At 69.6% G+C, this 20468-nt stretch carries 21 protein-coding genes; 12 read left to right on the plus strand and 9 right to left on the minus strand.

The features are described 5' to 3' along the window. Nucleotides 1-55: 55 nt before the first annotated feature. The 3 genes from JOD67_RS09605 to JOD67_RS09615 all read right to left on the minus strand — a co-directional run bounded on the left by JOD67_RS09605 (nt 56) and on the right by JOD67_RS09615 (nt 3515). Nucleotides 56-1564, minus strand: a complete 1509-nt coding sequence (locus tag JOD67_RS09605) for a molybdopterin-dependent oxidoreductase (RefSeq protein ID WP_307782335.1) — start codon at nt 1562-1564, stop codon at nt 56-58. Nucleotides 1565-1894: 330 nt separating this feature from the next. Further along, nucleotides 1895-2455, minus strand: coding sequence for an RNA 2',3'-cyclic phosphodiesterase (gene thpR / locus JOD67_RS09610; RefSeq protein WP_205117080.1), 561 nt, complete (start codon nt 2453-2455; stop codon nt 1895-1897). A gap of 4 nt (nt 2456-2459) precedes the next feature. Further along, a complete protein-coding gene (locus JOD67_RS09615) occupies nt 2460-3515 on the minus strand; it encodes a hypothetical protein (RefSeq protein ID WP_205117081.1) in 1056 nt (351 codons plus the stop codon). A 627-nt stretch (nt 3516-4142) separates the two neighbouring features. Here JOD67_RS09615 and JOD67_RS41805 point away from each other — a divergent pair. Genes JOD67_RS41805 through JOD67_RS09630 form a run of 4 tightly spaced genes read left to right on the plus strand, consistent with a single transcriptional unit; the run spans nt 4143 to nt 7403 of the window. Beyond that, entirely contained in the window at nt 4143-4976 is an 834-nt protein-coding gene (locus JOD67_RS41805) for an EamA family transporter (RefSeq protein WP_205117082.1), read from the plus strand. A gap of 21 nt (nt 4977-4997) precedes the next feature. Next, nucleotides 4998-5345 carry a nuclear transport factor 2 family protein gene (locus tag JOD67_RS09625; protein ID WP_205117083.1) on the plus strand — a complete coding sequence of 116 codons (348 nt, stop codon included), beginning with the start codon at nt 4998-5000 and terminating at the stop codon, nt 5343-5345. 40 nt (nt 5346-5385) lie between these two features. Beyond that, entirely contained in the window at nt 5386-6663 is a 1278-nt protein-coding gene (locus JOD67_RS39990) for an alpha-L-fucosidase (RefSeq protein ID WP_239553786.1), read from the plus strand. Beyond that, nucleotides 6660-7403, plus strand: a complete 744-nt coding sequence (locus JOD67_RS09630; RefSeq protein ID WP_307782336.1) for an SDR family NAD(P)-dependent oxidoreductase — start codon at nt 6660-6662, stop codon at nt 7401-7403. The genes JOD67_RS39990 and JOD67_RS09630 overlap by 4 nt, the downstream gene beginning before the upstream one ends. On the opposite strand, the gene JOD67_RS09635 is transcribed toward JOD67_RS09630, so the two are convergent. Continuing rightward, on the minus strand, nt 7400-8056 hold the full coding sequence (locus JOD67_RS09635) for a response regulator transcription factor (RefSeq protein WP_205117085.1): 657 nt from the start codon (nt 8054-8056) through the stop codon (nt 7400-7402). The two genes, JOD67_RS09630 and JOD67_RS09635, sit on opposite strands and share 4 nt — an antisense overlap. Continuing rightward, complete coding sequence (locus tag JOD67_RS09640) at nt 8053-9168, minus strand: sensor histidine kinase (protein WP_205117086.1); 1116 nt, start codon at nt 9166-9168, stop codon at nt 8053-8055. The genes JOD67_RS09635 and JOD67_RS09640 overlap by 4 nt, the downstream gene beginning before the upstream one ends. A gap of 86 nt (nt 9169-9254) precedes the next feature. On the opposite strand from JOD67_RS09640, the gene JOD67_RS09645 reads away from it, so the two are divergent. Further along, nucleotides 9255-10619 (plus strand): DUF1349 domain-containing protein, encoded by a 1365-nt coding sequence (locus JOD67_RS09645; RefSeq protein ID WP_205117087.1) that lies wholly within the window; start codon nt 9255-9257, stop codon nt 10617-10619. On the opposite strand, the gene map is transcribed toward JOD67_RS09645, so the two are convergent. After that, nucleotides 10582-11349, minus strand: coding sequence for a type I methionyl aminopeptidase (map, locus tag JOD67_RS09650; RefSeq protein ID WP_205117088.1), 768 nt, complete (start codon nt 11347-11349; stop codon nt 10582-10584). The genes JOD67_RS09645 and map overlap by 38 nt on opposite strands. 44 nt (nt 11350-11393) lie before the next feature. On the opposite strand from map, the gene JOD67_RS09655 reads away from it, so the two are divergent. Beyond that, on the plus strand, nt 11394-11666 hold the full coding sequence (locus JOD67_RS09655; protein WP_205117089.1) for a helix-turn-helix domain-containing protein: 273 nt from the start codon (nt 11394-11396) through the stop codon (nt 11664-11666). A gap of 712 nt (nt 11667-12378) precedes the next feature. Here JOD67_RS09655 and JOD67_RS09660 read toward each other — a convergent pair. Next, nucleotides 12379-13170, minus strand: coding sequence for a helix-turn-helix domain-containing protein (locus JOD67_RS09660; RefSeq protein ID WP_205117090.1), 792 nt, complete (start codon nt 13168-13170; stop codon nt 12379-12381). Between the two features lie 64 nt (nt 13171-13234). Between JOD67_RS09660 and JOD67_RS09665 the strand changes: the two genes are divergently transcribed. Continuing rightward, complete coding sequence (locus tag JOD67_RS09665) at nt 13235-13801, plus strand: TIGR03086 family metal-binding protein (RefSeq protein WP_205117091.1); 567 nt, start codon at nt 13235-13237, stop codon at nt 13799-13801. A 9-nt stretch (nt 13802-13810) separates the two neighbouring features. Continuing rightward, complete coding sequence (locus tag JOD67_RS09670; RefSeq protein WP_205117092.1) at nt 13811-14254, plus strand: NUDIX domain-containing protein; 444 nt, start codon at nt 13811-13813, stop codon at nt 14252-14254. Here the strand turns inward: JOD67_RS09670 and JOD67_RS09675 are convergent. Together JOD67_RS09675 and JOD67_RS09680 are read right to left on the minus strand one after the other, a co-directional pair. Next, nucleotides 14248-14658, minus strand: a complete 411-nt coding sequence (locus JOD67_RS09675) for a cupin domain-containing protein (RefSeq protein WP_205117093.1) — start codon at nt 14656-14658, stop codon at nt 14248-14250. The genes JOD67_RS09670 and JOD67_RS09675 overlap by 7 nt on opposite strands. Nucleotides 14659-14672: 14 nt before the next feature. After that, entirely contained in the window at nt 14673-15641 is a 969-nt protein-coding gene (locus tag JOD67_RS09680) for an aldo/keto reductase (protein WP_205117094.1), read from the minus strand. Nucleotides 15642-15846: 205 nt separating this feature from the next. Between JOD67_RS09680 and alaS the strand changes: the two genes are divergently transcribed. From alaS to JOD67_RS09700, 4 genes are all read left to right on the plus strand, one after another. Beyond that, nucleotides 15847-18438, plus strand: coding sequence for an alanine--tRNA ligase (alaS, locus tag JOD67_RS09685; protein WP_205117095.1), 2592 nt, complete (start codon nt 15847-15849; stop codon nt 18436-18438). Between the two features lie 244 nt (nt 18439-18682). Then, the gene (locus tag JOD67_RS09690) at nt 18683-19579 is read left to right on the plus strand and encodes an SPFH domain-containing protein (RefSeq protein ID WP_205117096.1); all 897 of its coding nucleotides are present in this window, start codon (nt 18683-18685) and stop codon (nt 19577-19579) included. A 12-nt stretch (nt 19580-19591) separates the two neighbouring features. Further along, entirely contained in the window at nt 19592-19798 is a 207-nt protein-coding gene (locus JOD67_RS09695; protein WP_205117097.1) for a type II toxin-antitoxin system antitoxin, read from the plus strand. Nucleotides 19799-19803: 5 nt separating this feature from the next. Then, nucleotides 19804-20442, plus strand: a complete 639-nt coding sequence (locus JOD67_RS09700) for a GOLPH3/VPS74 family protein (RefSeq protein ID WP_205117098.1) — start codon at nt 19804-19806, stop codon at nt 20440-20442. The last annotated feature ends 26 nt before the right edge of the window (nt 20443-20468 follow it).

Consider the following 20468-nt stretch of genomic DNA (forward strand, 5'->3'; position numbering starts at 1 on the left):
CGCATCAACGGAAGCGCCCCGGCCTGTTGGGCCGGGGCGCTTTCGCGTGCCCGGGTTAGTTGACCTTCACCGACACGGTGTGCCAGCCGGAGGCGCCGTTCGGGGCGGGAGGGGCGAGCTGGTCGGTCTGGGTGTCGCCCTCGGCGTCGGTCGCGCGGACCTGGAGCTTGTACGAGCCGGCCGTCGCGCCGGTCCACTGCCAGGTCCACTGGCGCCACGAGTCCACCGTAGGTTCGCCGGCCAGCCGCGCGGCCTGCCACGGGCCCTCGTCGACGCGCACCTCGACCTTGTCGATGCCGCGGTGCTGCGCCCACGCCACGCCCGCGACGACGACGTCGCCGGCGGGCACGGTGGCGTTGGACCGGGGTACGTCGATGCGCGACTGGGTCTTGATCGGCGCCTGCTCGTCCCACCCGCGCGGTGTCCAGTACGCGTCGAACCGGTCGAACCGCGTCACCTCGATGTCCACGACCCACTTCGTCGCCGACACGTACCCGTACAGCCCCGGCACCACCATCCGCACCGGGAAGCCGTGCTCCAACGGCAGCGGCGCGCCGTTCATCGCGAACGCCAACAGGGAGTCCCGCGCGTCCGTCAGCACCGACAGCGGCGTCCCGCAGGTCCAGCCGTCCACCGACGTCGACTTCACCGCGTCCGCGCCGGCGAGCGGACCGGCTTCGCGGAGCACCTCGGCGATCCGTACGCCGGACCACTGTGCGTTGCCGATCAGGTCGCCGCCGACCTCGTTCGAGACGCACGCGAGCGTGGCCCAGCTGTGCACGACTGGCCGCTTCAGCAGGTCGGCGAGCGACAGCTCGATCGGCTTCTCGACCATGCCGTGCACCTTCAGGCGCCATTCGTTCGGGTCGACGAGCGGGACCGAGAGCGCGGTGTCGATCCGGTAGAACGTGTCGTTCGGCGTCTGCCAGGTCGACAGGCCCTTGAGGCCGAGCTCGGCGATCGCGGGCGGCTGGGGCGTCGGCGGGCTGGGCAGGTTGAGCGCCGAACGGGCGTCCTCGAGACCGAGCCGCCGCCCGAGCCAGAGCCGCCCGGCGCCCGCCGCGAGGAGCGAGCCGAGCGCGACGGCACCGGCGTTCAGCAGCAGCTCGCGGCGGCCGTTGTCCGACTCGCGCTTGGGGACGAACCGGTCGAGCAGGAACGGCAGCAGCACCACCGCGACCAGGCCGGCCGCGAGCGACGGCAGCGCGTTCGTGACCCCTGCTCCTGGCCTCGTCGCCGCGGCGAGGGTCGCTACGGCGGCGAGGACGACCAGTAGGACGAGCCCGAGGCCGCGCCGGAACGCCGCGATGATGCCGGCGGCGACGGAGAGGGCGCCGAGCAGCACGACGATGAGGATGACCAGGAACAGCTTGTCGTTCGTCCCGAACAACTGGATCGCCAGATCCTTCATCCACGGCGGGACGAGGTCGATGAACGCCGCGCCGACGGCCTCGACCGGGGTCTCCCGGACGCTGAACAGCCCGGCGACGAGCTCGGCGGCGCCGAGGCCGGCGCCGGCGGCGAGGACGCCAGCCAGCGCGGACCGGGGAAGCGTGGGGGTCACATCTGGAATCCTCGCTCGGAATGCCGGCGAGCGCACACTCCCGCCGGCAGACGTCATCGGACCGTCACAACACGGCGGCGAGCACCACGATCAGCAGCAGGATGCCGAGCACGCCGGGGATGATCAGCCGGCGATGCTTCGGGTTCACGGGCAGGCCGTGTCGCTCGAGTAGCGTCGGTCATCGCGCGCAGCGCGGTGGCGCGCGGCGCACCGCGCCCGGCTGGGCGTGGTGCAGGAGGAACTCATAGTCCGTCCTCTGGGTGACGAACTGGACCGCGGCCAGGCGGGATGCGGGGTGTCGCGCGTCAGGCGATAGTCGAGTGACACGGCCTAGACCTTACCTGCGAGGGGCCAGGAGGCGATCGTCTCGTACCTCGCCCGGCCGCCTGCGCCCTGGGCGAGATGGGACCGGACGAGTTCCACCTCGGTCGCCGTCCAGGTCGGGCTGGCGTACTCCGTGAGCGCCTCGACCGCCGGCCGTACGTCCGTCGGCGTCCGCAGCCGCGCAAGGGTGAGGTGGGGCTTGTATCGGTTCTCCGTGAGCTCGATCCCCGCCCGCCTCGCCGCGGCGGTGACCGATCGGGCCAGGTCGCGGAGGGGCTGGAAGTCTCCGCGTACGCCGGTCCACAGCACCCGAGCGTTCTTCGCCGACCCGAAGCCACCGCCTCCGGTGAGCGCGAGCGTGACGGGTGCGTGGCGCGCGGCGGCGCGGGCGAGGCGGCGTTCCAGCTCCAGCCGGGTCGCGTCGTCGACCTCGCCGAAGAACGCGAGCGTCACGTGCCAGTGCTCCGGCGCCGTCCAGCGGTAGGGGAGATCGCGCAGCGGCGCGACGGCGTTCGCCAACGAGATGAGAACGGGCTCGGGAGGGACGAGCGCCGCGAACAGCCGCACCAGGCTAGGCCTTCGGTTCCTCGGGCGAGGTCTCGGCGATCGCGAGCTCGAGGTGTCCGAGGTCGATGGTCTCCGCGCCCTCGTCCCAGGCCTGGGCGAGCGCGGTGTGGACGACGAACAGCACCCGCCGGCGGATGTCCGACGTCCCTCCGCGCGTGTAGTGCCGGAACAGGGCGGCAAGGGCGTCGTCGTCGAGCAGCGGCACGTCGGGGCCGATGCCGTGCTCGCCGGCCCGATGTGCGAGCAGCTTGGCGAGCGCGGCGGCGTCCGGGACGCGCGGGATCCGGATCGTGGTCTCGATGAACCCGGCGGTCGGCTGGTACGCGGGATGGTTCAGGTAGCTGTTGTGCACCGCGAGAACGGTGGGCGCGGCCAGATCCTCGGCGAGCAGGCGTACGACGCGGCCGAAGAAGCCGTCGATCAGGTCGTCCACGTTCGGGAACGCGGCGCCGAACCACTTGTCGGTGTCGTCGAACACAAGCACCGGCATCAGGTCGTGCGCGCTGATCAGGTCCAGGATCGAGCGGGCCTGGTCGAGGACCTCGCTGCTCGGGCGGGGCAGCGGCTGCGTGACCGTACCCAGCTCGACAGCCAGCTCGACCTTCGCCTCCAGCCAGCCGATGCCGCCGCCGATGCGCCGGAACCGATGCTCGGCACCGGCAATGGGCGTGGAGTGGTCGACGAACTCCTTGGTCTTGGACGCGTCGCGCGGGTGGGCGTGCTGGACGTACCTTGCGACCGTACGGACGACATGGCCGGCGAACTCGACCGGATCGCGCGCGACCTCGGGCCGTTCGACCGCGACGGGAATCGGCAACGGGGCAAGGCCTTCGACGAGCGGACCGAGCACGTGGCCGATGACGCTGGACTTCCCACTGCCGCTGCCCCCGACGAGCGCGACCTGCTCACCGCGCCGAATCGCCTGTCCCAGTGGCTTTTCGCAGATGGGCTGGCCGACGAGCTCGTCGAACGGAACGTGATAGCGGTACAGCTCGTCCAGGGCAGGTGCCGGATCGAACGCGTGTCCTTCCCACAGTGCAAGGAGATCAGCCGAGCTCACTGTCGTGACCATACCCGCCCTGCCCACCCGGTTTTAATGAAGGGCACCTTCATACGAACCTATTGAATGAAGGTGCCCTTCATTCAAACCGGGGGGGAACGGAAGGCCCGGCTTCATCTGCACGACAAGAGGCCGGGGGCCAACAGGCGACCTCAGCACGGCAACAAACCCGAGCAAGAAGGAACCTGGCCCGGGCACCCGTTCCCGGGGGAGGGGGCGGCGCGTTAAAGACAGGTGGCCGGGCCGGGGCGAGTCAAGGGCCGCAAACCGGTCGCGAAGCGACGCCTCTCTCCCTGCGCGAAGCGCCCCTAGGGAGGCGCCCTTGACGCGCCCCGGACCGGCCACCACCATCGACCGCCGCAAGAGCCCACGGCAGCACCAATCGCCCGGAGAGCTCTCAGCGAACACCGCACCGAGAGAGCTCGATCGCCAAGCGAAGCTTCGCCGAGACGAACCGAGCCACTTCCGCCCGGCCAGCGTCGACCCGGAGCAACTCGGACTTGCCACGGGGAACTCGGGCTAGAAGCCGAGACCTTGTGACAAGTCTGTGGCAGCCCCGACTGCCCCGCACCGCGACAAACCGCATGGCGGCAGCACACAGGGCGCGGCGCCACTAGGGTCCGGACAGTGGAGATCGTGCTGGCCATCGCGTCGGCTGTCGCGTACGGCGTGTCGGACTTCGGTGGGGGCGTGCTCTCCAAGCGGATGCACGTCTTCGTCGTCTTCCTGATCTCCCAGGTCGTCGGCCTCGCCGTACTCCTCGTCGCCGTAGCCGTGCTGTGGGACGCGTTCTCGGTGGCCGGCGTCGCGTGGGGCGCGGCCGCGGGGGTGGCCGGGGTGATCGGCACGTCGCTGCTCTACCAGGGCCTCGCGATCGGGCGGATGAGCGTCGTCGCGCCCATCACCGGGGTGGTCGGCGCCGGCGTCCCCGTGGCGTTCGGGCTCGCGATCGGCGAGCAGCCCGCCCCACTGGCCCTCGCCGGGATGGCGCTCGGGCTCGTCGCCGTCGTCGTCATCACCAGGTCGCCGGACCAGACGACAGCGAAGAGCTCGAAGCAGTCCGTCCTCTGCGCCCTCGGTGCCGGCCTCGGCTTCGGTACGTTCTACGTCCTGCTCCAACGCTCCCCAGCCGACTCCGGCCTCTGGCCGATGCTCGGCACCCGCGTCGCGCTGGTCGTCCTCCTCGTGGCGATCGTCGCAGTCCTCCGCCTCCCACCCAAGCCCGAGCGCGCCATGCTGCCGACCCTGATCGGGCTCGGACTCGTCAACCTGGCCGCCGACCTGCTCTTCCTTCTCGCCACCAGGCAGGGCATGCTCTCGATCGTCGCCGTTCTGACCTCGCTCTACCCCGCGGTCACGATCGGCCTCGCCGCCGGCTTCCTGCACGAACGCGTCGCCCGAATCCAGCTGCTCGGCCTGCTGGCCGCGGGCGTCGCCATCGCTCTCATCGCCCTGTCGTAGGCCTCTGGCATGGTCACGCCCATGCACGCATCCGACGTCATGCACAAACTCGCCACGGTGATCGACGAACACGCCTGGCACGAGCTGCCAAGCCTCCTGCACGAGGACTTCACCTGCAGGTACGTCCACACCGGCCAACGGTTCGACGCGCCGAGCTGGGTCCGGTTCAACGCCGAGTACCCAGGCTTCCAACGCTTCGTCCTCGAGGACTGCGTCGGCACCGAGGACAGGGCCGTCGGCCGCGCCCACGTCACCGGCATGACCGACGGGGAGCTCCAGCACTTCGAGGTCGCCACGTTCCTCACCGTTCGCGACGACCTCATCATCGACATGACCGAGGTCTGGGCCGACGTGATCAACCCCGCCTAGCCCGTCGCCGCGACGATTACCCCTCGATAACGTGGCGTCGATGAGCGATCTGGAGCAGGCCTCGCGGGTACGACCGTCCGAACGGCAGCTGGTGTGGCAGCGGCAGGACCTGTTGGCGTTCGTACATTTCGGGCCGAACACGTTCACCGGGCTCGAATGGGGCACCGGGCTGGAGGATCCGTCCGTCTTCGCCCCTTCTGAGCTGGACTGTTCGCAATGGATGCGCGCGTTACGCGACGGCGGGTTCAAGGGCGTGATCCTGACCGCCAAGCACCACGACGGCTTCTGCCTGTGGCCGAGCAAGTGGGTCGACCACAAGCTCACGTCCGGCGATGTCGTACGGGAGGCGGCCGACGCCGCGCGTGCGCACGGCCTCGCGTTCGGCGTCTACCTGTCGCCCGCCGACCTCTACCAGGCCGAGCGCGGCTGTTATGGCAACGGCAGCCCGGCGGTCGAGTCGGAGATCGCGCCCAGCTTCACCTACACCGTCGACGACTACAACCGCTACTACCTGAACCAGCTGTACGAGCTGCTCACCGAGTACGGCCCGATCGCCGAGGTCTGGCTGGACGGCGCGAACCCCACCAAAGCGAGCCAGTCTTACGCGTACGACGCGTGGTTCGACCTCGTGCGGCGGCTCGCCCCGGACGCGACGATCGCGATCGGCGGACCGGACGTGCGCTGGGTCGGCAACGAGGACGGGTACGCGCGGGAGACCGAGTGGAGCGTGATCCCGTTCGCCGGCGGGCGCATGGTGGCCGAGGAGACGGCCGCCGAGGTCGCCGGAGCGGAGCAGCTGCGCGACGCCGACGAGCTGCGCTGGTACCCCGCCGAGGTCGACGTGTCGATCCGGCCGGGCTGGTTCTACCACGCCGAGGAGGACGCGGAGGTCAAGTCGCTCGCCACGCTGATGGAGATCTACCGCTGCTCGGTCGGGCGGAATGCCCTTCTGTTGTTGAATATTCCGCCGGACCGTCGCGGGCTGTTCGCGGAGCCGGACGTGGCGCGGTTGGCGGAGTTCGGCGCGAACGTACGGGCCGTCTATGAGAACGATCTCAGGCCGGCGATCTTCAACGTGGTCGGGCTGTCCGAGGACATCGCGAACGGCCAACAGGTCGAGGCGTTCGCCGTCGACGCGCTCATCGACGACGAATGGCGCGAGCTCGCCACGGGAACGACGATCGGCTACCGCCGCCTGCTCCCGTTGAGCGAACCGGTGGCGGCGACGGACGTACGCGTGCGGGTCCTGGCGACTCGCGGGCCGGCGACGGTGGCGGTGTCGCTGCATCTCGATCCGCTTGTAGGCTCGCAGGAGTGAGCGATCGCGGTGTACTCGTGACAGGCGCGTCCAGGGGTGTCGGCGCGGCCGTGGCGCGGACTTTCGCCGCGCTGGGCGACCGGGTCGTCGTGCACTACGGCGGTTCGCAGGCCGCGGCCGAAGCGGTGCTGGAATCGTTGCCGGGAACGGGCCACGTCGCGCTGCAGGCCGACCTCGCCTCGCCGGACGCCGTCCAGACGCTGGTCGACGAGGCGGTGAAAGCCCTTGGTGGCTTGGATGTTCTCGTCAACAACGCCGGCATCTACGAGTTGCACAAGATCGAGGAAGTCTCGTACGACGAGTGGCAGGCCGCCTGGCAACGGACGTTGGCCGTCAACCTGCTCGGCCCGGCGAACCTCATCTGGTGCGCCGCCCGCTATCTCCCGCGAGGTGGGCGGATCGTCAACGTGTCCTCGCGCGGCGCGTTCCGCGGCGAGCCCCGCCAACCGGCGTACGGTGCGAGCAAGGCCGGTCTCAACTCGCTCGGACAGTCCATGGCCCGCGCGCTCGGCCCGCGCGGCATCGCGGTGGCGACCGTCGCGCCCGGCTACATCGACACCGACATGGCCGCCGACGTCATCCACGGCCCGGAGGCCGAGGACATCCGCGCCCAGAGCCCACTCGGCCGCGTCTCGACGCCAGAGGAGGTCGCGGCGGCGGTCGTCTACCTCGCGTCGGCTGAGGCGGAGTACGCGTCCGGCGCGATCCTCGACCTGAACGGCGCGTCCCACCTGCGTTAGGCGATTCTGTACCCCACGCCGGGCGTCGTCGCTATGACTGGCGGTCCGCCGAGCTTGCGCCGCAACCGGCCGACGGTCACGGCGACGGTGTTGGTGAACGGGTCGGCGTACTCGTCCCACACCTGCTCCAGCAGCGCCTCGGCGGACAGGAAGCCGGGGCTGGCTCGCAGGAGTGCCTCGAGCACCGCGAACTCCTTGACGGACAGGTCGAGCAGGCGCCCATCGCGTACGGCGGTCCGGCGTACCGGATCCAGCTCGATCCCCGCCGCGTGCAGCGTCCGAGGGCGCGCGTCCGGCTTGCGGCGGGCCAGCGCGCGGATGCGCAGCACCAGCTCCGGGAAGTGGAACGGCTTGCCCAGATAGTCGTCCGCACCCAACGTCAGTCCGCTGACCCGGTCACCGGGCGCGCTCGCCGCGGTCAGCATCAGCACCATCGGCCGCTCGGCCCGGTCGGTGATCAGCTGGCAGAGCAGGTCGCCGTGCAGCCCGGGCAGGTCGCGGTCCAGGACAACGACGTCGTGCGTCGCGAGCTCCAGCTTCGCCGCGGCGGCCAGCCCGTCGTACGCGAGGTCGACGGCCATGCCCTGGTCGCCGAGGCCTTCGGCGATGACCTCCGCGAGCGCGTGGTCGTCCTCGACGAGCAGGATCCTCATACCGCGACCTCCACCCGCAGGCCGCCCTCGGGACGGGCGAGCAGCGCGACCCTTCCACCGTGCGCGGCAGCAACAGCGGCGACGATGGACAGACCGAGTCCCGAGGAGCCGGTACGTTCGTCGCCGAGCCGCTCGAACGGTTGCGTGAGCCGGTCGACCTCGCGCTGGTCGAACACCCGCCCACCTGTCTCGACGATCAGCACAGTCTCTTTCCCGGCCGAGCCCGTGATCGCGATCCAGCCGCCGTTCTCGTTGTGGGTCACGGCATTGTCCACGACGTTGCCGACCAATCGAGCCAGCAGTGTCGGGCTGCCGGATGCCGGCAGGCGCGGGAGGTCCACCGTGACGCGCAGCGCCTTCCGTTCCACGTCGGCCGACCGTTCGCGCAGCGCCGCGCCGACGAGGTCGCCGAGGTCGACCGCGGCGGCGTCCGCGAACGCGCCGTGCTGCGCCCGCGCCAGCACGAGGAGGCCGTCGAGCAGGTGGTCGACCCGGTCGAGCTGGGTACGCATCCGGGTCGCGAGCGCGACCGTCGAGGCGGCCGGGTCGGGTTTGGCGACGGCCACGTCCAGCGACGCCCGCATCGTCGCCAGCGGTGTACGCAACTCGTGCGAGGCGTTCGCGACGAACCGGCGCTGAGCGGCGAACGAGGCCTCCAGCCGGGCGAGCAGCTCGTCGATGGTGTCGGCGAGGTCCTTGACCTCGTCGTCCGGACCGGTGACGGCCAGCCGCTGGTCAAGGTTGTCGGCGGAGATGCGCTGGGTGGCGCCGGTGATCAGCCGCAGCGGCCGTAGGACGCGCCGCGCGAGGATTCGGCCGACCAGCAAGGAGACTCCGGCGAGGACGACCAGCGCGACGAGCGACCCGACCAGCAGCTGGCGGGACTGCTGCGTGTGGATGGTGTCGAGCTGCTCCTCCAGCGCGCGGATGCGTTGCTGGGTGGCGTCGACGCCGCCCTGCGGCGGCTGGTTGCCCGCCGGGGAGGTCCGGCTGATGCTGCCGTCGAAGATCAGGAACGTCAGGCCCAGGAGCCCGATGCCAGAGATGAGGAACACGGCCGCGTACAGGATCGTGAACCGAACTCCGACGGTCCCGCGGCGCAGGCTGATCATGCGTACAGCATGCCCGCGTTGACCTAACAACGGCATGACACGGCTGGTTCGGGCCGTGTTAGGCGTCGAGCTCTAGAACTCACGACATGTCGACCTTCCTGCGGCCCGGCCGCGTGATCGCGCTGATCATCGCCGCCCTCGCCATCATCGCGTTCGGCCTGCTGTACAGCTTCGGCATGCGGGCGTCGTGCGACCCTGGCCCCTGCCCGCCCGCGTCGCCCGTGAGTGACAAGTTCTGGTTCCTGCATCGCGACCTCGGGCCGGAGGGCAGCATCACGGTCCGGCTGGCGTCGATGACCGGGACGATCACGTACCCGCCCCCGAACCACGACGAGATCGTCTCCGGCCTGGTGCCGTGGGCGAAGGTCGGGCTCATCGTCAAGGACGGCTTGCGCGAGGGTTCGCCGTACGCGGCGGTCATGCTAACCGGCAACCATGGCGTGCGATTCCAGTACGACTACGACCAGGACGTCGCGGGCAGAACGGGCGACTGGCTGCGGCTGACCCGTTCGGGCGACACGATCACCGGGTTCTCGTCGACGGACGGTCAGCAGTGGCAGAGGGTCGGGACCGCGAAGTTCGAGGGGCTGCCGGACACCGTGCAGGTCGGCTTGTTCGCCACGTCTCCCGGCGATCTCACGCTCCGCGAGGTCGGTCTGGGTGGCGCGATCGAGGAGGTCCGGTTCACCCAGGCCGTCGGTGTCTTCGACCACGTCACCGTCGAGGGGTCGGCGGGTGGCTGGCAGAGCGATCCGGTGGGCGGCGAGATGAACCACACCGACTGGGAGAAGTACCACAACCCGTCCGGGGCGGTGCAGAAGGACGGCGTGATCACCGTGAGCGGCTCGGGTGACATCGGTCCGGTGAGTGACGGGCTTGCGCCCATGGTGAAGTTCCTGCTGCTCGGTCTGGTGGTGGCGCTGGTCATCGTGCTCGTGGTGGGTGCTCGCGCGACGTACGCGCCGGTGCTCGTCGGGGCGGCGGCGTTCGTCACTGGCCTGGTCGGCGTGGGGGTGATTCTCCCTGTGGGCATGGCGATTCTGGCGGCGAACGGTGTACCCGTACCGCCCCTGCCGTTGCTGACTGGCGTCCGGGTGGTCGTCGGTGCCGCGGTGGTGCTCGGGCTGGGTGCCGTCTTCGCGAACGGGCTCAGCGCGTGGCTGCGCCGGCGTTGGCTGGCGATCGTCGTCGCGGTGCTGCTGGTGGCGGTGCCGTACGTCCTGACTGCCTTCCCGCTGCTGCCCGACGTTGTCGCCGACTGGCTGCTGCGCCTCACGCCGGCCGCGGGCTTCGCCGTTCTGCAAACGGCGGTGGAGTATCCGCAGGTGACCGCGCACTACGCGCCGTCGTCCGGGTACTTCCCGCTCCCGTGGTGGGCCGGGCTCACCGTGCTCGCCGCGTACGCGCTCGCGGCTATGGCAGCGTCAGGATCTGTGGGCCGTCGGCGGTGATCGCCACGGTGTGCTCGACGTGGGCGGCGCGAGAGCCGTCGCCGGTCACCATCGACCAGCCGTCGTCGGCCATCCGGAAGTGGTCTCGGCCGCCGGCCATGAACATCGGCTCGATCGCGATCACCAAGCCTGGCTTGAGCTTGAGGCCGCGGCCGGCGCGGCCTTCGTTCGGTACGGACGGATCCTCGTGCATCGCGCGCCCGATGCCGTGGCCGCCAAAGCCAGCCGGCAGCCCGTACCCGGCCGCCCGCCCGATCGTGCCGATCGCGTGCGAGATGTCGCCAAGCCGTCCGCCTGGCTTTGCTCTTGCGATGCCGGCGGCGAGTGCCTCTTCGGCCTTCGCGATCAGCTCGAGGTCGGCTTGTGCGGCCGCGCCGACGACGAAGCTGATCGCCGAGTCGCCGTGGTACCCGGCCAACTCGGCACCGAAGTCGATGCCGAGCAGGTCGCCGTCGCGCAGTTCGTACTCGCCGGGAATCCCGTGCACGACGACGTCGTTGACCGACGCGCAGATCACGCCGGGGAACGGGGTCGGTGCCCAGCGTGGGTGGTAGTCGAGGAAGCTCGACGTCGCCCCGGCGTCCTTGAGGACCCGCCGCGCGACCTCGTCGAGCTCGCGGAGGGAGACGCCGACCTTCGCCGCGTCCTTGCACGCCTGGAGCGCGGTCGCCACGACCCGGCCGGACTCGCGCATCTTGGCGATCTGGGCGGCAGACTTCAGGTCGACCATGGCGCACTCCTCATACCAATAGTTATACCGGTATCATCGCGTTCATGGTGCGACAGCCGCTCGGCCCAGAGGACCACGCCAGGGGAGCCCGCCTCGGCGAAGCGCTCCGCCTCGCCCGCGGCGACCGCAGCATGGTCGAAGTCGCCGCGCGCGCCGGTGTCTCGGTCGAGACGCTGCGCAAGATCGAGCACGGCCGCGTCCCGACCCCGGCGTTCTTCACCGTGGTAGCGCTGGCGAACGTGCTGGACGTTCCGCTCGACCGCCTGGGCCAGCTCTACGCCCTCGAGTCAGCAGGAGAGCCCCGCCTCACGGCCTAGCGGTCACCGCTTGTATGAAGGGCACCTTCATACGAACCTATTGAATGAAGGTGCCCTTCATTCAAAACAGCGGAGACGGAACCCCCGGCTTCATCCGAGCCACAAGAGACCGGTGGAACCCCCACAAGCAACGCAAGCACGGCAACAAACCCACGCAACAAGGAACCTCCCCCGGGACACCTGTTCCGGGGGCCGGGGGCGGCGCGTGAAAACAGGTGGCCGGGCCGGGGCGAGTCAAGGGTCGAAGATCGCGAAGCGACGCCTCTCTCCAACTGCGCGAAGCGCCCCTAGGGAGGCGCCCTTGACGCGCCCCGGACCGGCCACCACAATCGACCGCCGCCACAGTCCCCGAGAGCACCAACCCCAGGACAGTCCGCAAAAGAACACCGCACCAAGACAGCACCAGAACCAGATGAGCTTCGCCAAGAACAGCCCGAGCCCGCATCCGAACAGACCTTGGATGAAGGTGCCCTTCATCCAACCCCTCACCCGAACCCCGGCCCACCCTGTCCGTGATCATGAACGCGATCATGAAGGCAAACCCGTCGTATACGACCAGTTCGGCTTCACGATCACCATCATGATCACGGTCGTCAACGGCGCCGTCGAAACGCGACGGAGTGCCGGTTGGCGAGATCTGGCTGGGTCGGGGGCACCCTAGTCCGAACCTATGGGACGAGGGTGCCCCCGACCCAAACCGGGTGGCCGGGCGTCACCGGGCGCAGAGGCGGGCGTACGCGGTCGGCGACATCCCTACCCGGCTGGTGAAGTCGCGGACGAAGTGCGCCTGGTCGCTGTAGCCCAGCCGGTGCGCGAGCGCCGCCCAGTCCACTGCCGCGCCGGTCGCGGCGACGTCGGTCGCCTCGTGCATGCGGTACTGTCGGATCACCCACTTTGGCCCGACCCCGACGTACTCGTGGAACAGCCGCTGCAGCCCGCGCATCGGCAGGGCCAGCGCCGCGGCCAGGTCGTCGACGCGGAGCAGGTCGGGTGCGCTGGCGACGGTGTCGACCGCCTTGGCCGCGAGCTCGACGGACGGGTCAGCCGGCGGTTGACGTTCCAGCAGGAACGTCTCGATCTCGGCGATGGCCGCGCCGGTCTCCGCGGCGATCACTCGATCAGCCAGCTCGACACCGGCCGGCCCGAAGTGGTCGTCAATGTCGACGAACCTGTCGGTGAGAGTCGACACCGCCGCTCCGAGGTAGCCGCGGAAGGCACCCGGGCGGAACATCACGCCGATCACCCGGCCGGACTCGGCGAGCTGCTCGGTGAACAGGCCCCGGACGACGCCGGCGATCCGCGCGCGGCCTGGGAGGAACGTGACGTTGATGCGCGGATGAGGCAGCACGTTCTGCCGGTGCGGCTGCTCGCCCCGCAGGTCCCAGGTCGTGATCCAGTACCGCTCGACGACGCCCACGAGCGGTGCGCTCGGGTCGCGGCGCTCGACCGAGAAGCTTTGTTCGGCCTTGTGCGGTTGGAGAATCCCACGGCCGAGGTTGACCATCCTCCGATACTACGTGTCGCGTTTGTTCAAGACGGGCGGAGTCGGGCCTGCTGCAATGGGGGACATGAGTTTGCCCGAGCTGATGCGAACGGCCGCCGAGGCGGCGAACGACGTCGTACAAGGCGTTCGCCCTGACCAGCTGTCGTTGCCCACGCCGTGCGCCGACTGGGACGTCCGCGCGCTCATCAACCACCTGCTCACCACGTCGGGGCACATGTCGGAGCTCGTCGCCCGCAAGCAACCCGTCGATCTCGCCGCGTTGATGGAGACCGACTTCATGACCGGCGACTGGGCCAAGGACTACGCGGTCCAGGTCGACAAGGCGGCCGCGGCCTGGGCGCTACCCGGGGCGACCGAGGGGGAGTTCGCGATGCACGGCCCGCCGTACCCCGCCGAGGCGTTGGCCGGGATGTTCCTGAGCGAGCTCGTCACCCACGGCTGGGACCTCGCCCGCGCGACCGGCCAGACGCTGCGAGTCTCGGACGAACTGGCCGCCGCCGTGCTCGAGCTCAACGCCGGCATGGCTCCCGAGGGACGTACGCAGGGCCTGTTCGGCGAGCCCGTCACGCTGAAAGAAGGCGCCTCGACGCTCGAGACGGCCGTGGCGATCGCCGGTCGCGACCCCCGGTAGCCTGCGTGGGTGAAGCGCGCGCTGGTCTGGATGTGGAGACGACTCCGTCCGTTCCAGTGGCGCATCCTGTGGATCATGAACGCGACCTTCATGGTCGGCGTCTCCGGCGTGATCCGCAACGAGCAGGGCCAGGTCCTGCTGCTCAAGCACCGTCTCTGGGCGGCGCGCGGCGGTGACTGGGGCGTGCCGACGGGCTACGCCAAGAGGCGCGAACGGCTGGAGGACACGGTCGTACGCGAGGTACGCGAGGAGACCGGCCTCGAAGTACGGACGGGCTCGCTGATCCGGGTCCGGAGCGGCTTCAAGTTCCGCGTCGAGGTCGCGTACGAGGCCCACGTCGTCGGCGGCACGCTGAAGCTGGACCCGTTCGAGATCGTCGACGCGAAGTGGTTCGACCCGTCGGACCTACCGGAGGGCACTCGGCAGGCGCACCGGACGCTCATCCATCACTGAGCGCGTTCCCACTCCTGGACCGACGCCGCCTCGATCAGCCGGAAGTCGGGCGTCTGCTCGAGCGCTGCCTCCTCGCCGCCGGGCACGTACGTGACGATCAGCCGGAGCGGGCGCCAGGTCGTGTTGAGCGTGGAGTGGAACGCCGCCATCGGAACGTGGACGGCGTCGCCCTCCTTGATCGGGAACGGCTCGCCGTCGTCGACCATCTGCAGGCCCTCACCGGAGATCACGTAGATGACCTCCTCCGCCGTCGGATGGTTGTGCCGCGCGTGCCCGCGGCCGGGGTTGACGATCACCTCGCCGAGAGACTGCGAGGCGCCCGGAATCAGCCGTGGGGTGACGAACCACTTGGTCGATCCCCAGTCGAACGTCATCGTCGCCACGTCGTCCGGACGCACTCGCATGTGTCGGTTCTCCTCTACCAGGCGTAGGCCTCGGGCGCCTGTCCGCCCGGGCCGGGGAACAGCTCGTCCAGCCGCTCGAGCACCTTGTCGTCGAGCTTGATCTCCGGAACGCGGAGCGCGGTCGTGAGCTGCTCCATCGTGCGCGGCCCGATGATCGGCGCGGTCACGCCGGGCTGGTGCAGCAGCCACGCCAGGGCGAGGTTCGCGGCGGTCTCGCCCAGCTCCGCGGCGAGGTCCTCGAACGACTGGATCTGGTCGCGGTGCTCCTCGACGTACGTCGCCGCGCGGCCGCCGGTCGAGCGGCTCTTGTCCGCCTTCGCGAGGATGCCGCCGAGCACGCCGCCGTGCAGCGGGGACCACGGGATGACACCGATCCCATACTCGCGGGCCGCGGGCAGCACCTCGAGCTCGATGGACCGTTCGACCAGGTTGTAGAGCGACTGCTCCGACACCAGGCCGAGGAAGTTGCGCCGCTTCGCGGTCTCCGAGGCCTGCGCCAGGTTCCAGCCGGCGAAGTTGCTCGACCCGACGTAGAGCACCTTGCCCTGCGTCACGAGCGTTTCCATCGCCTGCCAGACCTCGTCCCAGGGAGTATCCCGGTCGATGTGGTGCATCTGGTACAGGTCGATCCGGTCGGTCTGCAGCCGGCGGAGCGAGTCCTCGGCGTGGCGGACGATGTTGTACGCGGACACGCCCTTCGCGTCGGGGCGGTCGTTCATGGCGCCGTAGACTTTGGTGGCGATCACCGTACGGTCGCGGCGCGACTTGTCGGCGGCGAACCAGCGGCCGATGATCTCCTCGGTGAGGCCTCGGTTCTCCCAGCCGTACACGTTCGCGGTGTCGGCGAAGTTGACGCCCGCGTCGAGCGCCGCGTCGAGGATCGCGTGCGACTCCTCTTCCGGCGTGACCGGGCCGAAGTTCATGGTGCCGAGACAGAGCTTGCTGACGAGCAGGCCGGTGCGGCCCAGATGCGTGTACTCCATGTCTTCCGACCCTCCTGCGGGAATGCGGTTTCTGCAAGGTCGTGGCCCCAACCAGGTTGGCAGGTTTCGGCAAAGCCGTGCATACTGAGCCCCATGTCTCACGGACAGCGAGCTATCTGCGCCGAGCTGGGCTAGTCAGCCCCTCGGTCCGGCTCGGCGTGTGCCTGCGTCCTTCACTGTTGAAGTTTCGTCCTGTGAGGCTCCCGTGCGTTCCGTCGAGATTCGCCGTACGTTCCTGTCCTACTTCCAGAGCAAGGGCCACCGGCTCCTGCCCTCGTCGTCGCTCGTCACCGACGACCCCACCATGCTGCTTACGACAGCCGGCATGGTGCAGTTCAAGCCGTACTTCCTCGGCGAGGACAAGCCACCGCACTCGCGGCTGACCACGCTGCAGAAGTGCATCCGGACGGTCGACATCGACAACATCGGCGAGACCGACCGACATACGACGTTCTTCGAGATGCTCGGCAACTTCTCGTTCGGCGACTACGACAAGCCGGACGTGATGCCGTGGGCGTACGAGCTGTTGACCTCGCACTACGGGCTCGATCCGACCCGGTTGTGGGCGACGGTCTACCTCGACGACGAGGAGTCGGTCGGGCTGTGGCAGGAGATCGGCATCCCGTTGTCGCGGATCCAGCGGCTGGGGATGGCGGACAACTACTGGTCGACCGGCGGGGTCGGTCCGTGCGGCCCGGACTCGGAGATCTTCTACGACCGTGGGGAGAAGTACGGACCCGAAGGTGGGCCGGCGGTCAACCCCGAGCGCTACCTCGAGGTGTGGAACCTCGTGTTCATGCGGCACATTCGCGGCGAGGGCGGAACGGACGACGACTTCCCGATCGTCGGTGACCTGCCTGTGCGCTGCGTGGAGTCGGGGCTCGGCGTCGACCGGCTCGCGGTCGTCCTGCAGGGCGTCGACAACGTTCACGAGGTAGATCTACTCGCGCCAACTTTGGAGCGGGTCCAAACTTTGACTGGCTGCGATTATGCGACCGGCGACAAGCGTACGCGGGCGTCGCTTCGGGTGATCGCGGACCACGTTCGCGCGGGCACGTTGCTGATCGGCGACGGGGTGCTGCCATCGAACGAGGGTCGCGGGTACGTCCTGCGCCGGCTGCTGAGGCGGGCGGTACACCGCGGTCGGTTGCTCGGCCGGGCGACGCCGTTCCTCGCGGAGCTCGCGTCGACGGTCGTGGACAACGTGGGCGAGCAGTGGCCGGAGCTGCGGACGAACGCGGAGCTCGTCGCGCAGGCGATGGCGCACGAGGAGGAGGCGTTCGACCGTACGTTGCGGCAGGGTTCGCGGCTGCTGGAGACGACCGTGAGCCGGACCCGGTCGGAGTCGGGCACGTCTTTGCCCGGCGGCACGGTGTTCCAGCTGCACGACACGTTTGGGTTCCCGCTGGACCTGACGATGGAGATCGCGCGCGAGGCGGGGCTGTCGGTCGACACCGAGCGCGTCGAGGAGCTCATCGAGGAGCAGCGGCGACGCGGGCAGTCGGCTCGGGCGACCTCGTCGGATTCGCAACGACGTAAGGCGTATGCGGAGCTGCTGATGGAACACGGGCGCACGACGTTCGTGGGGTACGACTCGCTGGTCGGCGACGGCAACGTCGTGTCGGTGCTGCCCGGCGAGGACGGTCGGGTGGAACTGGTGCTCGACCGAACCCCGATGTACGCGGAGTCGGGCGGCCAGGTCGGCGACACCGGACTGGTGCGGACGACGGACGGCAGCGAGCTGCGGGTGACCGATACCCGTTATGGCGTTGACGGTCTGTACGTCCACGTGGCGGAGGTCGTGCAAGGCGAGGTGCATCCGGGCGACTCCGTCGAGGTGTTCGTGGACGGCGATCGGCGTGCGGCGACGGCGCGTTCGCACAGCTCGACGCACGTACTGCACGCGACCCTGCGGGAGACGCTGGGCGAACACGTACGGCAGCACGGCTCGCTGGTCGCGCCGGGCCGGCTGCGGTTCGACTTCAGCAGCTTCGACGCGGTGTCGCCCGAGCAGCTCGCGCACGTGGAGTCCGTCGTCAACGCGCGGTTGCTCGCGGATCCGGAGGTCCGGGTCTGGGAGGCGTCCCGCTCCGAGGCGCAGGCGGCGGGCGCGATGGCCTTGTTCGGCGAGAAGTACGGCGAGGTCGTGCGGATCGTCGACATCGGCGACTTCTCCCGCGAGCTGTGCGGCGGCACGCACGTCGGCCACGGCAGCCAGGCGGGTCCGGTGCGGCTGGTGTCGGAGTCGTCGATCGGCTCCGGGCTGCGGCGGCTGGAGGCGCTGACCGGGTTGGACGCGTTGCGGCACGCGGACCACGAGCGCCAGTTGCTGTCGTCGGTGGCGTCGCTGCTGGGTGGCGTACGTTCGGACCAGGTGCTCGACCGGCTGAGCGAACGCCTCTCGGCGCTGGCGACGGCGGAGCGTTCGCTGCGAGAACTGCGCGAACGCCAGTTGGTCGAGGTCGCGCGCGGCCTGGCGTCGACCGCGGTCGGTGGCCTCGTGGTGGCGCGCGTCGCGCAGCCGCTCGACGCGCTGCGCGGCCTGGTCGACCACGTCCTGCGGCTGCTTCCGCAGCCCGGCGCGGTTCTGCTCGGCGCGGTGGGTGACGGCAAGGCGCAGCTCGTACTCGGCGTCAACACCGACCTGACAGCGCGTGATCTGCTGACCGAGGCGGGCCGGCTCATCGGTGGCGGGGCGGGCGGCCATGGCCACCTGGCGATCGCGGGCGGCCGCAAGCTCGAGAACCTGGACCAGGCCATCGAGCTCGCGACCCGCCGCATCCGCGAAGTGCTGTAGGTCAGCCGACCCGGTGGATGAGCACGCTCGGGCGCGGCCGGCGTGGCGGTGGCCGGGGGGTCTCGCGACTTCACCCATCGGGTCGGGGTTCTGCAACGTGGCAACCGCCTCGCGAACCCCGTTTCGGGAGGTGAAGTGCGTCCCAGCTGTTGACAAGCGCCCGCCAGCTCCTGGTCTGAGGGCTTGTCAAAAAGTGATATCACTATGCTACTCTCCTGACATCGACTCAGAGAGAGGCAGCACAATGACCAACGTCGATATGCCAAAGCCGCAGGTCAGGGAGCGGGTCGCGCACGGGATGACCGGGTGGCCGATGTTCCTCGCCATGCTCATCCTGATCATCGGCGGCCTGATCCTCTTCATCGTCGGCCTCGTCCAGTCCAGCGCCGCCTGGATCATCCTCGGTCCCGTAGCCGTGGTGGTGGGCACCTTTCTGGGCATCGGGCTGACCGCCGTCGCACCCGGTGAGGCGCGCGTCGTCCAGTTGCTGGGACGGTACGTCGGCACAGTAAGAACCGACGGTTTGAGATGGGTCAACCCCCTCACCAGAAGGCGGAAGGTCAGCACCAGGATCCGCAACCACGAGACCGGCGTCACCAAGGTCAACGACGCCGACGGCAACCCGATCGAGATCGCCGCCGTCGTGGTCTGGCAGGTCGAAGACACCGCGCAGGCTGTGTTCGAGGTCGACGACTTCGTCGCGTTCGTCGCGATGCAGAGCGAGACCGCCGTACGGCACATCTCCAACAGCTACCCCTACGACGCGCACGGCGAGAACCAGCTCTCCCTGAGGGACAACGCCGACGAGATCACCGAGAAGCTCTCCGAGGAGATCGCGGCGAGGGTCGCGTCCGCCGGGGTAAAGGTGATCGAGTCCCGCATCACCCACCTCGCCTACGCGCAGGAGATCGCCCACGCGATGCTCCGTCGCCAGCAGGCCAGCGCGGTCGTCGCCGCCAGAACGCGCATCGTCGAGGGCGCCGTCGGCATGGTCGAGCTCGCCCTCAACCGGCTCGCCGAGCACAACGTCGTCGACCTCGACGAGGAACGCAAGGCAGCCATGGTCAGCAATCTGCTCGTCGTCCTGTGCGGTGATCGCGACACTCAGCCCGTCGTCAACACCGGCACGCTCTACCAGTGAGCCAGCGAGCCGATGCCGGCCGAACGTGAACGCAAGAAGCTCCTGCTCCGTCTCGACCCCGCGGTGTACGACGCACTAGCACGCTGGGCCGCTGACGACCTGCGGAGCGCTAACGCCCAGATCGAGTTCCTGTTACGACGTGCGCTCGCCGACGCCGGGCGCCTGCCCGGCGAGGTCGGGCAGATGCGACCCCGCGGACGACCGCGAAAGGAGGACTGATGGCCATGGAACTTCCCAAGACTCTCCCCGGAAGGCTCTACCTGCTGGCGTACGACCGGCAGAAGCGCCGGGTCCGTGGCGGCGGGTTCTTCGGCTACGCCCTCCGCGCGGCCGCCCTCGCCGACCTCTACATCGCCGGCCGCCTGGTCGACGAGAACGGCAAGGTCCACACGGCGATCGGACCGACGCCCACCGAACCACTCCTGAAGACCGTCCTCGAGGAGGTCAGCGAGTCCAAACCGCGCACCTGGCAGCACTGGGTCACCAAGTCCGTCGGGAAGGCGCCGCGCGCCGTACGTGACCAGCTCGAACGCGCGGGCTGGCTGAAGATCGAGCCACGCCGCATCCTCGGCATCTTCCCCGCCGACGAGATCGGCCTCCGCCAGGAGCACCTGGTCGCGAAGCTGCTGACGGAGGCCCTGCACCCCCTCCGCAACGGCCAGCTGGTCGCCCGTACCGACAAGCGCCAGGCCGCGCTCCTCGCGCTCGCCGCCACAGCCTCGCTTCCCACCATCTTGTCCAGCGCGGAACGGCGGCAGTACAAGCAGCGCCTCGTCGAGTTCGCCGACCGCGCTGGTCCCGCCGTTCCCGCACTGCGCAAGGCGATCGAGAGCCACCAGGCCGCCAACTCCGGCGGCGGCTGACGCACCCGTACTCACGAGGGAGAACC

It is taken from the genome of Tenggerimyces flavus (assembly GCF_016907715.1).
Taxonomy (GTDB): Bacteria; Actinomycetota; Actinomycetes; order Propionibacteriales; family Actinopolymorphaceae; genus Tenggerimyces; species Tenggerimyces flavus.